Here is a 13,385-nt window from a genome sequence, read left to right as displayed (position 1 = left end):
ATAATGGCGTGTAATGCGGGCTGTGAAAGCAGACTTCTTTACACGTCGTTTTTTTTGCAGTGATCTGCGCCTAAGGCAGAAAGGAAGTATATGCAGTATTTATTAAATGCGGAACAGATGAAAAGTGCGGATAGTCATACTATACAGGATCTGGGAGTTTCATCCAGAACACTGATGGAACGGGCTGCTGCGGCCTGTACTGATTATATAGAAGAACAAAAGTGGCCGCTGACACATGTATGCATTGTGTGTGGATCAGGAAATAACGGAGGCGATGGCTTTGCTATTGGAAGTATTCTGAAAGAGAAAGGCTGCCAGGTGACAGCAGTATTTGCCGGACGGATGACAAGCCGAACAGAAGAGTGTATATATCAGATGGATCAGTTCAAACAGTGTGGAGGAACGCTGCTTACAGAATGGCAGGATAATGATTACAGCATTGTAATTGATGCATTGTTTGGTGTAGGATTGAATCGTGAGATTACAGGACACTATCTGGAAATGCTTCAACATATGAATATGTCATCAGGACGGAAACTCGCGGTTGATATTCCGTCCGGTATCTCAGCTACGGATGGACGTGTATTCGGTGAAGCGTTTCAGGCAGATGCAACCGTAACATTCCAGGAACGAAAGCTGGGTCTGTTTCTGTTTTCCGGTGCATTGTATACCGGAAAAGTCTGCGTGACAGATATCGGAATTGACAGTTTTACAGTAAAGGAACAGCTGGATACTGCATATGCATTAGAAATGAGTGATATTGCCAAACTTCTGCCTGAACGTCCGCCATATGCGCATAAAGGTACATTTGGAAAATTATTATTAATTGCCGGAAGCAGTGGAATGGCAGGAGCTGCATTCTTAAGCGCCTGTGCTGCTTATCGCATGGGAGCAGGACTTGTACGCATTTATACCACTGAAGATAACCGAAGTATATTACAGCAGCTGATTCCGGAAGCTATTATCACAACATATACGGAATATGACAAAGCAAGTCTTCTGTCGGTACTGGAGTGGGCTGATGCAGTCTGTATAGGATCAGGTCTTGGAAGATCTGATGTCGCAGATCTGATTGTAAATACCGTTTTGAAAGAAATAAATGTGCCATGTCTGATTGATGCGGACGGAATTAATATATTGGCGGCGCATCCGGAATGGAAGGACCAGCTGGCAGAAGGCAATTATGTACTGACTCCACATTTGAAGGAATTATCCAGATTAACAGGACGGCCTGTCAACGAGATACAAATGCATCGAAGAGAGGTCCTGGAACAGACGGCAAGAACTTTAGATGTTACTCTGGTACAAAAAGATGCACGTACTTTTGTGGGAGCAAAGGGCAGAAGAATGTATGTGAATCTTACTGGAAATGCTGCAATGGCAAAAGCAGGTTCCGGAGATGTGCTGGCCGGAATTATTGGCGGACTTATGGTGCAGGGATGTGATAATTATGATGCCGCTGTTCTTGGAGTTTATCTCCATGGACTTGCGGGAGATATTGCAAGAAATGAAATGGGGTGCTATAGTGTATTGGCGAGGGATCTTGCTGATGCACTTGGATCAGCGATCCAAATGACAGAAAACTGGAAGGCGGAAAAATGATGAAAGAATATACAAGAGTGTGTGCCAGAATTGATCTGGACGCCATAGAATATAATATGGATCAGATGCATGAAACGGTTGGTGATGCGACTAAGATCATGGCTGTTGTCAAGATGGATGGCTACGGTCACGGGGCGGTACCAATCGCATGTGATCTGGAGAAAAAAAACTACCTGTGGGGATTTGCTACAGCCACACCGGATGAGGGTGTGATTCTGCGTGCAAACGGTATCAGGAAACCGATACTTGTATTGGGTCCTGTTTTTCCATCACAGCAGGCAGAAGCAATTGAACATGAGATCCGTTTCACCTGTTATACGAAAGAAATCGCAGAGCAGATTTCTGAGACAGCAGTAAAGCTTGGAAAGACAGCGTACGTCCATATCAAATTAGACACTGGAATGTCGAGACTTGGATTCCAGATCGATGAGGAGAATGCAGATACAATCGCAGAGATTGCAAAGCTTCCAGGCATTGAGATGGAAGGAATGTATACACATTTCTCCAAAGCAGATGAAGCAGACAAAGCTTATGCCCATAAACAGTTGGAGCGCTATCTGTGGATGTGTAAAGCACTGGAGGACAGAAATGTCACATTTAAGCATTATCACTGTGCAAACAGTGCGGCGATTCTTGATTTGCCAGAGACCTATATGGATATTGTAAGATCAGGTATTTCTACTTATGGTCTGTATCCCTCAGACGAAGTAGATCAGCAGCATGTGCATCTGAAACCAGCTATGGAACTGATCAGTCATGTTTCCCATGTGAAATGGGTAGAGGCAGGAGTTCCGGTAAGTTATGGCGGTACGTTTGTGACCGAACGTCCGACCAGGATTGTAACTGTACCGGTAGGATATGGAGATGGATATCCGAGAAGTCTGTCTAATAAAGGCTTTGTACTGATCCATGGCAAGAAAGCCCCGATCCTCGGACGAATCTGTATGGATCAGTTTATGGTAGATTGTACAGAAATTGAAAATGTGGCATATGGAGACCGCGTGGTACTTATCGGTCGGGACGGAGACAATTACCTTCCGGTAGAGACGCTCAGTGATCTGTCCGGTCGTTTCAGCTATGAATTTGTTTGTGACCTGGGTAAGAGAATACCGAGAGAATTTCTGAAAGATGGAAAAGTCATAGAGCAGATTGATTATTTCGCATAAATATATCGAATGAAGAACTGCAATAGAATACATCTGAAAAAAGATGGAAATACTGTTTTTATCAGAAATATGGAGAGTGAAAACAGGTGCAGGTAAAACGTGGAGATATTTATTATGCTGACCTCAGCCCGGTAGTCGGCTCGGAACAGGGAGGCATCAGGCCGGTGCTGATCATACAGAATGACGTAGGTAACAGATACAGTCCGACTGTCATTTGCGCAGCGATTACATCCAGAATGAACAAAGCAAAGTTGCCTACGCATATAGAGATTGATTCCAGACGATGTCAGATCATGAAGGATTCTGTAATTCTGTTGGAACAGATAAGAACGATTGATAAGCAGAGGCTAAAAGATATGATCGGTCATCTGGATAAAGAACGAATGAGAAGCGTTGATGAAGCGATAAGGGTCAGCCTTGCGCTTCATACATAAAAAGGAGTATGGATATGGAAGAACGAAGTTTGTTTCATCGGATGAGACAGATATTTCGAGAAGAAGGCGAGACAGAAGAAGTCGGAAGTCAGGCAATGAAACTGATCCGCAATATTGTCCGCTATCTTGATAAGGATGCAAAAGATATTATGACACATCGACGTGATATTGTGGGTATCGATGAAGAGGAAACACTGGAAACTGCACTCAAGTTTATGCTGGGAGAACGTTTTTCCAGATTCCCGGTATATCGGGAGGATATTGATGAGATTATAGGAACCATTCATCTTCGGGATGCTATGACCTGTTATTTTACCGAAGCCAACCGCAATCGTCCGATCAAAGAACTGAAAGGGTATATCCGTCCGGTAGATTACATACCTGAAACCAAGAGCATAGATACACTGTTCCGCAGAATGCAGGAAGGAAATAATCATATTGCAATTGTCATTGATGAGTATGGACAGACTTCAGGGCTGGTAGCTATGGAAGATATTCTGGAAGAAATCGTAGGTAATATTATGGACGAATACGATGAAGAGGAAGAGGATATCGAAGTACAGGCAGATGGATCCTATGAAGTCAATGGCTTTACTGACCTGGAGGATCTGGAAGATCTGCTGAATATTCATTTTGATAAGGAAGAGTATGAGACGTTAAACGGATTTCTGATCCATCAGCTTGACAGAATCCCCGGAGAGGATGAGCACAGCACAGTACTTTATGATGGATATCTGTTTACAGTGCTGGAAGTAGACAATAATGCGATTCAATCAGTAAAGATTGAAAAAATGTAATATGCATGATAAAATAAAATGTATGCGAACTAATAGAAGATAAGGAGAGAAGAAGATGTCAGGACATTCAAAATTTGCCAATATTAAGCATAAAAAAGAAAAAAATGATGCGGCAAAAGGTAAGATTTTTACAAAAATCGGTAAAGAGCTTGCAGTAGCGGTAAAAGAAGGTGGAAGCGCTGATCCGGCTAACAACAGCCGTCTGCGTGATGTTATCGCAAAGGCTAAATCTAACAATATGCCAAATGACACGATTGAGAGAAATATTAAAAAAGCTGCAGGCGAAGGCGGATCAGCAGATTACGAACATATTACATACGAAGGTTACGGTCCGAATGGTACGGCAATTATAGTCGAGACACTGACAGATAATAAGAACCGTACGGCATCTAATGTTAAGAGTGCATTTACAAAAGGTAATGGCAACGTCGGTACACCGGGATGTGTATCTTTTATGTTTGACCGTAAGGGACAGATTATTGTAGATAAGGAAGAATACGATGGAGATGCCGATGATCTTATGATGCAGGCTCTAGATGCAGGTGCAGAAGACTTTGCTGAGGAAGATGACAGCTTTGAGATTCTGACGGATCCAGATGATTTCAGTGAGGTGCGTGAAGCACTTGAAGAAGCAGGAATTCATATGGCGTCTGCAGAAGTAACCATGATTCCGCAGACTTATGTAGAACTTACTGATCCTAAGGATATTCAGAATATTCAGAAAACCCTGGATCTGTTGGATGATGACGATGATGTACAGGATGTATATCATAACTGGGATGAATAATTATGGATAAAGGATAAAAGGAGGCATCGAGAGGATGAGTGATTATAAGATTGAAACTAAGTGTATTCAGTCAGGATATAAACCGGGTAATGGAGAGCCAAGAGTTCTGCCAATCTATCAGAGTACAACATTTAAATATAATTCCAGTGACCAGATGGGAAGACTTTTTGACCTGGAAGAGAGCGGATATTTTTATACACGGTTGCAGAATCCGACCAATGATGCGGTAGCTGCAAAGATCTGTGATCTGGAGGGTGGAGTGGCAGCGATGCTTACTTCATCGGGACAGGCAGCTAATTTCTATGCGATCATGAATATTGTGGAAGCAGGAGATCATATTGTATGTGCATCTGCACTGTACGGCGGTACTTATAATCTTTACGCTCACACCATCAAGAAGATGGGCGTTGAGGCTACTTTTGTTGAGCCGGACTGCAGTGAGGAAGATTTGAATGCCGCGTTTCGTGATAATACAAAGGTTGTATTTGGTGAATCTATTGCAAACCCTGCACTGGTTGTTCTTGATTTTGAAAAGTTTGCCAAAGCAGCACATGCGCACGGTGTACCATTTGTTGTAGATAATACATTTGCCACACCGATCAACTGCAGACCATTTGCGTGGGGTGCGGATATTGTAACACATTCAACTACCAAATATATGGACGGACATGCGACCTGTGTAGGTGGTGTGATCGTAGACAGTGGTAATTTTGACTGGGAAGCTTACGGTGACAAATTTGCAGGACTCACCACACCGGATGAGACCTACCATGGCATCGTGTATACACAGAAATTCGGCAAGGCTGCATACATAACAAAAGCTACATCACAGCTGATGCGAGACCTTGGCTCTATCCAGGCACCGCAGAATGCATTTTTGCTGAATCTGGGACTCGAAACATTACATCTTCGTGTACCTCGTCATTGTGAGAACGCATTGAAGGTTGCGAAATATCTGCAGGGACATGAAAAGGTGGCGTGGGTTAACTATCCGGGACTGGAAGGTGATTCTCAGTATGAACTGGCTCAGAAATATATGCCAAACGGAACATGCGGTGTGCTTACATTTGGTCTGAAGGGCGGACGTGACAGCGCAGTGAAGATGATGGACAGCCTGAAAATGGTTGCGATCGTAACTCATGTGGCAGATGCAAGGAGTTGTGTACTGCATCCGGCAAGTCACACACATCGCCAGATGAATGATCAGGAACTGATGGAAGCCGGGGTACAGCCGGATTTGATTCGTTTCAGTGTAGGTATCGAGAATGCTGATGATATTATCGCTGATGTAGAACAGGCACTGGAACAGGTATAAGAATCCTGTATACATGAATAAGAACTATATAACACTTCCATACTAAATGGTATGGAGGTGTTTTTATATGCAGAAAAATGAAGAAAAGCAGGAGAAAAAAGCAGAGATCAAAGAAACTGGTTCACTGGATCTTGATGAAAGCCGTGCGCACCACAGAATTAAATTAATCACAATCATCGGAGAGATAGAAGGACATGATGCGGTCAGCGGAAGCACGAAGGCAACCAAATACGAGCATTTGCTTCCCATGCTTGCGGAAATAGAAGACAGTTGTGAGATAGATGGTCTGCTGATTCTGTTAAATACTCTGGGTGGCGATGTGGAAGCAGGACTTTCGATTGCAGAAATGATCGCGTCTCTCAGTAAGCCTACGGTGTCGTTGGTGCTCGGAGGAAGCCATTCTATCGGTGGTCCTCTTGCAGTAGCAGCTGATTATTCTTTTATTGTACCAAGTGGAACCATGATCATCCATCCGGTAAGATCCAATGGAATGTTCATCGGGGTAGAACAGAGTTTTCGCAATATGGTAAAAACGCAGGATCGGATTACGGCATTTCTTTCAAAACATTCCCATATGACGCAGGATCAGATTGAAGAACTGATGCTGAATCCAACACAGCTTGTCAAAGATGTGGGAACAATGCTGGAAGGCCCGGAAGCAGTTGCAGTCGGTCTCATTGATGAAGTGGGAGGATTAAAAGAAGCACTGGCGAAACTGCATCAAATGATCGATGAAAATGGAACAGAAAATGGATAATTAAATAATGACAGTCTCTTGTAAAAATGATATACTTTAAATAGTATGTGTATCTATACTTTGTGATGATATGCCTATAGATACGATGCGCGAAACAGGGGGGATTATATGGCTTCGAAGTCTAAGAAGAAAAGTACGTCTAAAAAGACCACCAGGAAGACAACGAAGAAAACGGGAGAGAATTTTGTAATTGATGAAATAATTATATGGATTGTGCTGGCTGTCAGCATACTTCTTCTGATCAGTAATTTTGGATTTGGTGGGACACTTGGGGCGTCAGCTTCGGCTTTCCTGATGGAAAGCTTTGGTGCAGGTGCGTATCTTGTACCTTTTCTGTTATTTGGAGTAACAGCATTTCTGGTATCGAACAAGCATAATCGTATCGCATACTGGAAATCCGGCGCAGCTGTGATCTGTTTCCTGATTTTATGTGGTTTATTTGAATTGATCAGTGATGCGGGAGGTACTGTCGGAGGATCGCTTGCAGACATCCTGTCACCGGCTCTCGGAGTGGCAGGTACATATGTGATTTTGATTATTATGCTGATCATTGGAATAGTGATCATCACCGGGCGTTCCGTTCTCAAAGGTGTAAAGAAGCAGAGCGATCGCGCTTATTCACATGCAAAAGAGTCCAATACCAGAAGGCGCGAAGCATCTGCAAGACGCAGGGAAGAACGACGCACAGCCAGAGAAGAAAAAGAACTGGAACAGGCTAAAGCAGAAAAGAAGACTGCATCAAAGAGAAAAGACCGTCACGTGGAGGGAGTATCTTTTGATACAACATTGAGCGGAAGATCTCCGGAGATGAAAGAGATGAAAGCTGACGAGCTTAAGACCGATATTCCGTCAGCAGTTCAGCCAAACACGAAAGATACACAGGATCTGGTGATTAACAGGACACAGCCGGAGATGGCTGCGCAGCCAGACGATCTGCCGGATCCATTTGATACGGATTCGGCTGTAGAATCTTTAGAGGATCCGAAAGCCCCGGCAAAGAGAAGCAGGAAAAAGGCAGGGGCAGATGCGATTGCTCAGGAGACTGCAAACGTAGCTCAGGCAGTTTCAGAAAATGAAGTTAAGAATGAGACTTATCATACGCCTCCATTTTCGTTGCTTACAAGAGGTAAAAAAGGTGGTGGGGATTCGGATACACATCTTCGCGAAACCGCCGGAAAGCTGCAGGATACACTGCACAGTTTCGGCGTGAATGTAACGGTTACCAATGTAAGCTGTGGACCAGCTGTTACCAGATATGAGCTTCAGCCGGAGCAGGGTGTGAAAGTCAGCAAGATTGTAGGACTTGCTGATGATATCAAGCTGAATCTTGCGGCTGCGGATATTCGTATTGAAGCACCGATCCCAGGAAAAGCAGCGGTGGGTATCGAAGTGCCAAATAAAGAAAATTCTGCAGTTATGCTGCGGGATCTTCTGGAGTCGACTGAATTTAAAAACAGTGCATCAAATGTATCCTTTGCGGTAGGCCGGGATATTGCGGGAAGATGTGTTGTGGCTGACATTGCCAAGATGCCGCATCTTCTGATCGCAGGAGCGACCGGTTCCGGTAAATCTGTGTGTATCAATACATTGATCATGAGTATTTTATATAAAGCATCACCAGATCAGGTGCGACTGATCATGGTGGATCCGAAAGTAGTAGAATTAAGCGTATACAATGGCATTCCGCATCTGATGATTCCTGTAGTAACAGACCCGAAGAAAGCTGCAGGAGCTCTTAATTGGGCAGTTGCGGAAATGACAAGACGTTATCAGGCATTTGCGGAGCATCAAGTCCGTGATATGAAAGGATATAATGAGAAAGTAAGTCAGCTGGAACCGGATGAGAACGGCAATAAGCCGGATACTATGCCGCAGATTGTAATCATTGTGGACGAACTTGCCGATCTGATGATGGTGGCACCAGGTGAGGTGGAAGAATCTATCTGTCGTCTGGCCCAGCTTGCAAGAGCAGCCGGCATTCACCTGGTACTTGCAACTCAGAGACCGTCTGTTAATGTCATTACTGGTCTGATTAAAGCCAATATGCCGTCCAGAATTGCATTTTCTGTATCATCGGGTGTGGATTCAAGGACGATCATTGACATGAACGGAGCTGAGAAGCTCCTCGGAAAGGGTGATATGCTCTTTTATCCGAGCGGTTATCAGAAACCGGTCCGTGTGCAGGGAGCATTTGTTTCGGACAAGGAGGTTCAGAAGGTAACCGATTATCTGAAAGATCACAATGGAGATGCTGCTTACAGCCAGGAAGTGGTAGAACACATGAATTCCAGCGCTGCCGGTGGAAATATGATGTCTGGCAGTGACAGTGCAAGCGAACGAGATGCCTATTTTGTAGATGCAGGTAAGCTGATCATCGACAAAGAAAAGGCGTCTATTGGAATGTTACAGCGGATGTTCAAGATCGGCTTTAACCGTGCCGCAAGAATTATGGATCAGCTCTGTGAAGCAGGTGTGGTTGGACCGGAAGAGGGAACAAAGCCAAGAAAGGTACTCATGTCTATGGAAGAGTTTGAACAGTACATAGAAGAGTATGTTTAATATAGTTACTAGACACTAATGAATGAAAGAAAGGATGAAGAACATGAAAACAGATATTCAAATCGCACAGGAAGCAGAAATGAGCCATATCAGAGATGTAGCCGCATCGATCGGAATTGAGGAAGACAATCTGGAATTATACGGTAAGTATAAGGCAAAACTTTCAGATGATTTATATGATAAGATAAAGGATAACCCAGACGGCAAGCTTGTTCTTGTAACAGCGATCAATCCTACTCCAGCAGGCGAGGGTAAGACTACTACTACAGTAGGACTTGGTGAAGCATTTGCCAAGATGAATAAAAAAGCTATTATTGCACTTCGTGAGCCATCGCTTGGACCATGTTTCGGTATTAAAGGAGGAGCTGCCGGTGGCGGATATGCACAGGTTGTGCCGATGGAAGATCTGAACCTGCATTTTACAGGAGATTTTCATGCAATTACTTCAGCGAATAATCTGCTTGCAGCATTATTGGATAATCATATTCAGCAGGGCAATGCGCTGGGCATTGATCCACGTCAGGTAGTATGGAAACGTTGTGTAGATATGAATGACCGTAACCTGCGTAATATTGTAGTCGGACTTGGTAACAAGACGGATGGAATGGTAAGAGAGGATCATTTTGTAATTACAGTTGCTTCTGAGATCATGGCTATTCTCTGTCTTGCAGAAGATATAAAGGATCTGAAAGCAAGACTGGGACGCATTATTGTAGCATATAACTTCCAGGGTGATCCTGTAACAGCAGATGATTTACAGGCAACCGGAGCAATGACAGCACTTTTAAAAGATGCTATCAAACCAAATCTGATCCAGACGCTGGAGCATACACCGGCGCTTGTACACGGTGGACCATTTGCCAATATTGCCCACGGATGTAACAGTGTACGTGCTACCAGAATGGCATTGAAACTGGCAGATATTACGATTACGGAAGCTGGATTTGGTGCAGATCTTGGCGCTGAAAAATTTATGGACATCAAATGTCGTATGTCCGGTCTGAAGCCGGATGCAGTAGTATTGGTTGCAACAGTGCGCGCATTGAAGTATAATGGCGGAGTACCAAAAGATCAGCTTTCTGATGAGAACCTGGAAGCGCTTGCAAAAGGTATTGTGAATCTGGAAAAACATATTGAGAATATTCAGAAATATGATGTACCGGTAGTTGTTACGCTGAATTCTTTCGTGACAGATACGGATGCAGAGAATGAATATATCCGCAGATTCTGTGAAGAGAGAGGCTGTGAATTTGCTCTTTCTGAGGTATGGGAAAAAGGTGGAGAGGGCGGTATCGCTCTTGCTGAAAAAGTACTTGAAACATTGGAGAACAAGGAAAGTCATTTCCATCCGCTGTATGAGGACGGTCTGTCTCTGCAGGAAAAGATTGAGACTATCTCTAAAGAAATCTATGGTGCAAGAGGTGTGATCTTTGAGCCTAAGGCAGCCAAACAACTCGCCAAGATTGAAGCGATGGGATTTGGCAACATGCCTGTCTGTATGGCAAAGAATCAGTATTCACTGTCTGATGATGCTAAGAAGCTTGGCAGACCGACAGATTTTGATATACATATCCGTGAAGCTTATGTAAGTTCAGGTGCAGGATTTGTAGTAGCACTGACAGGAGCTGTTATGACGATGCCTGGACTTCCGAAGGTTCCGGCTGCCAATAATATTGACGTAACTGAGGATGGTCAGATCACAGGATTGTTCTAAAAAGTATAGAATATGATGCCAGGATTGTGGGAGTGCATAGCACGGAACAATCCGCAGGCATCATAGTTGGGGCTTTTGACCCCAACATCATAATATATAAATATAAGGGGAATTGGAATTATGCCGTTATTGATTGATGGAAAGAAAATCTCTACCGAGATCAAGGATGAGTTGAAGATAACCGTTGAAGAATTGAAGAAACAGGGTGTGGAGACCTGCCTGGCAGTAATTCAGGTGGGAGATGATCCTGCATCCAGCATTTATGTACGCAATAAAAAAGGAGCATGTGCCTATGTAGGAATCGAATCACTTTCTTACGAGCTTCCTGAAGAGACTACAGAAGAAGAACTGGTGAAGTTAGTAAAAGAATTGAACGAGAATGATAATGTACATGGTATTCTGGTACAGCTTCCGCTTCCAAAGCATATTAATGCAGATACGATTATCCGTACGATTTCACCGGATAAAGATGTGGACGGATTTCATCCTGAAAGCGTAGGACGACTCTGTATCGGAGAACCGGGCTTTGTATCCTGCACACCGGCGGGAATCATCCAGCTTCTGAAACGCTCCGGAATTGAAATAGAAGGAAAAGAATGTGTGGTTGTAGGAAGAAGTAACATTGTAGGCAAACCGATGTCTATTCTGCTTCTTCGTGAAAATGGAACGGTTACGATCACGCACTCCAGGACCAAAGATCTGAAAGAAGTTACAGGAAGAGCTGATATCCTTGTAGTTGCCATTGGCAAACCGAAATTCATCACAGCAGACTATGTGAAAGAAGGTGCGGTAGTTATTGACGTAGGTATGCACCGTAACGAAGAAAACAAGTTATGTGGTGATGTGGACTTTGATGATATAAAAGATAAAGTATCAGCAATTACTCCGGTGCCAGGTGGAGTCGGTCCTATGACAATCGCTATGCTGATGTACAATTGTGTAGAAGCAGCGAAGGGTCAGGAGGTAGAGTAGAACATGAGATGTAGACGCTGTGGCGCAGAGATGCCGGAGGGCGCGCTTAGATGTGAAGAATGTGGGGCAGAGATACGCATTGTACCGGATTACAATCCTTTAGACGATGTGCTTGCTGCACAGGTAAAAGGTGCAATCGATGGTTCTGACACACCACTTGATGACTATGATTATCAGACAAGCACGATACCGACAGCGAGAAGAAATTCCGGTACACGTGGAGGTCAGTCTTCTCGCAGGACTTCATCCGGTCAGCGTAGGACTTCGTCCGGACAACGTCGACCTAAAAGAGAGGACAGATCCAGAAGACAACTTACTCCGCAGGAAGAACGCAGGAGACGTGTTGCCAGGAAAAAAGCTCTGAAGAAGAAAAAGAGAAAAAGAGCGCTGCTTCTTACCGGTATTTTTCTTGTGATTCTTGTGATCGCTGGATTGATCATGTATCAGTTTTCGTATAATGGTTATGTGAAGAAAGGTTATAAAGCACTGAGCAGTAAAGATTATACGGAAGCGGAAACACAGTTTAAGAAAGCTATTAAGAAGAAGCCTAAGAAAGCAGAAGCATATGAGGGATTGTCTGAACTGTATATTGAGCAGAATGAGAGTGACAAGGCGGAAGAGATCCTGTTAAGTGCGGTAGATAAATATTCGGATAGTGTTGATGTATATAAGGCATGTTTTAAATTCTATGAAGATACTAAGAATCAGGGCGAAATTCCGTTAATATTAGACGGGGCTAAGTCCAGTGTGGCTGATCAGCTTACGGAATACGCGTCAGATTCACCAGAATTCAGCCTGGATGACAGTGAAAGTTTTGACGATGTTCAGCAGCTTTCATTGACTACAACGGAGAAGAATATCTATTATACCGATGATGGAAGTGATCCATTTTCATCTAAAACTCGTATCAAATACGAAAAACCAATTCAGATCTCTGAGGGTGAGACAGAAATCAAAGCAGTATCTGTCAATGCGAACGGCATTCCAAGTCTTACCGTAAGTAAGACTTATGAAGTAGAACTGCCAATCGAAGATGCACCTGCCGTATCTCCGTCTACCGGTCAGTATGATACCGATACAAAGATCAGTATTGTTGTGCCGGACGGCTATACAGCTTATTATACAACAGATGGATCTACCCCAGATGAAGATTCAGAAGAATATACAGATCCGATTTCCATGCCGGAAGGAACTACTATTTTCAAAGCGGTTCTTGTGAATGGAAAAGGACGTTTGAGTGGTGTTACTACTCGTAATTACGAACGGACTGAATAGAATAATA

At 43.7% G+C, this 13,385-nt stretch carries 11 protein-coding genes; all 11 read left to right on the top strand.

Annotation, left to right across the window (positions count from 1 at the left end; all coding sequences use genetic code 11):
* Positions 1-90 precede the first annotated feature (90 nt).
* The gene (locus OCV65_RS01885) at positions 91-1,602 is read left to right on the top strand and encodes an NAD(P)H-hydrate dehydratase (RefSeq protein WP_262580739.1); all 1,512 of its coding nucleotides are present in this window, start codon (positions 91-93) and stop codon (positions 1,600-1,602) included.
* Complete coding sequence (alr, locus tag OCV65_RS01880) at positions 1,602-2,768, top strand: alanine racemase (RefSeq protein WP_262580781.1); 1,167 nt, start codon at positions 1,602-1,604, stop codon at positions 2,766-2,768. Before OCV65_RS01885 ends, alr begins: the two co-directional genes overlap by 1 nt.
* Before the next feature lie 86 nt (positions 2,769-2,854).
* Entirely contained in the window at positions 2,855-3,202 is a 348-nt protein-coding gene (locus OCV65_RS01875) for a type II toxin-antitoxin system PemK/MazF family toxin (RefSeq protein ID WP_118383915.1), read from the top strand.
* Between the two features lie 14 nt (positions 3,203-3,216).
* Positions 3,217-3,999 carry a hemolysin family protein gene (locus OCV65_RS01870; RefSeq protein WP_262580738.1) on the top strand — a complete coding sequence of 261 codons (783 nt, stop codon included), beginning with the start codon at positions 3,217-3,219 and terminating at the stop codon, positions 3,997-3,999.
* A gap of 55 nt (positions 4,000-4,054) precedes the next feature.
* The gene (locus OCV65_RS01865; RefSeq protein ID WP_118383913.1) at positions 4,055-4,786 is read left to right on the top strand and encodes a YebC/PmpR family DNA-binding transcriptional regulator; all 732 of its coding nucleotides are present in this window, start codon (positions 4,055-4,057) and stop codon (positions 4,784-4,786) included.
* Positions 4,787-4,820: 34 nt separating this feature from the next.
* The gene (locus OCV65_RS01860) at positions 4,821-6,101 is read left to right on the top strand and encodes an O-acetylhomoserine aminocarboxypropyltransferase/cysteine synthase family protein (protein ID WP_262580737.1); all 1,281 of its coding nucleotides are present in this window, start codon (positions 4,821-4,823) and stop codon (positions 6,099-6,101) included.
* A gap of 67 nt (positions 6,102-6,168) precedes the next feature.
* Positions 6,169-6,858: a ClpP family protease gene (locus OCV65_RS01855; protein ID WP_118451952.1), complete on the top strand. Its 690-nt coding sequence runs from the start codon at positions 6,169-6,171 to the stop codon at positions 6,856-6,858.
* A gap of 108 nt (positions 6,859-6,966) precedes the next feature.
* Positions 6,967-9,417, top strand: coding sequence for an FtsK/SpoIIIE family DNA translocase (locus OCV65_RS01850; protein ID WP_262580736.1), 2,451 nt, complete (start codon positions 6,967-6,969; stop codon positions 9,415-9,417).
* Positions 9,418-9,460: 43 nt separating this feature from the next.
* A complete protein-coding gene (locus OCV65_RS01845) occupies positions 9,461-11,131 on the top strand; it encodes a formate--tetrahydrofolate ligase (RefSeq protein ID WP_262580735.1) in 1,671 nt (556 codons plus the stop codon).
* Positions 11,132-11,251: 120 nt separating this feature from the next.
* On the top strand, positions 11,252-12,103 hold the full coding sequence (folD, locus tag OCV65_RS01840; RefSeq protein WP_262580733.1) for a bifunctional methylenetetrahydrofolate dehydrogenase/methenyltetrahydrofolate cyclohydrolase FolD: 852 nt from the start codon (positions 11,252-11,254) through the stop codon (positions 12,101-12,103).
* Positions 12,104-12,106: 3 nt separating this feature from the next.
* Complete coding sequence (locus OCV65_RS01835) at positions 12,107-13,378, top strand: FN3 associated domain-containing protein (protein ID WP_262580732.1); 1,272 nt, start codon at positions 12,107-12,109, stop codon at positions 13,376-13,378.
* The last annotated feature ends 7 nt before the right edge of the window (positions 13,379-13,385 follow it).

Source organism: Dorea ammoniilytica, from assembly GCF_025567415.1.
In the GTDB taxonomy this organism is placed as follows: domain Bacteria; phylum Bacillota; class Clostridia; order Lachnospirales; family Lachnospiraceae; genus Claveliimonas; species Claveliimonas ammoniilytica.
This window is presented reverse-complemented; position numbering and strand designations above follow the sequence as displayed.

Excerpts from the sequence above, each read along its gene's own strand:
- OCV65_RS01885 (WP_262580739.1), top strand. The coding sequence starts at position 91 with ATGCAGTATTTATTAAATGCGGAACAGATGAAAAGTGCGGATAGTCAT.
- alr (WP_262580781.1), top strand. The coding sequence starts at position 1,602 with ATGAAAGAATATACAAGAGTGTGTGCCAGAATTGATCTGGACGCCATA.
- OCV65_RS01870 (WP_262580738.1), top strand. The coding sequence starts at position 3,217 with ATGGAAGAACGAAGTTTGTTTCATCGGATGAGACAGATATTTCGAGAA.
- OCV65_RS01865 (WP_118383913.1), top strand. The coding sequence starts at position 4,055 with ATGTCAGGACATTCAAAATTTGCCAATATTAAGCATAAAAAAGAAAAA.
- OCV65_RS01860 (WP_262580737.1), top strand. The coding sequence starts at position 4,821 with ATGAGTGATTATAAGATTGAAACTAAGTGTATTCAGTCAGGATATAAA.
- OCV65_RS01855 (WP_118451952.1), top strand. The coding sequence starts at position 6,169 with ATGCAGAAAAATGAAGAAAAGCAGGAGAAAAAAGCAGAGATCAAAGAA.
- OCV65_RS01850 (WP_262580736.1), top strand. The coding sequence starts at position 6,967 with ATGGCTTCGAAGTCTAAGAAGAAAAGTACGTCTAAAAAGACCACCAGG.
- OCV65_RS01845 (WP_262580735.1), top strand. The coding sequence starts at position 9,461 with ATGAAAACAGATATTCAAATCGCACAGGAAGCAGAAATGAGCCATATC.
- folD (WP_262580733.1), top strand. The coding sequence starts at position 11,252 with ATGCCGTTATTGATTGATGGAAAGAAAATCTCTACCGAGATCAAGGAT.
- OCV65_RS01835 (WP_262580732.1), top strand. The coding sequence starts at position 12,107 with ATGAGATGTAGACGCTGTGGCGCAGAGATGCCGGAGGGCGCGCTTAGA.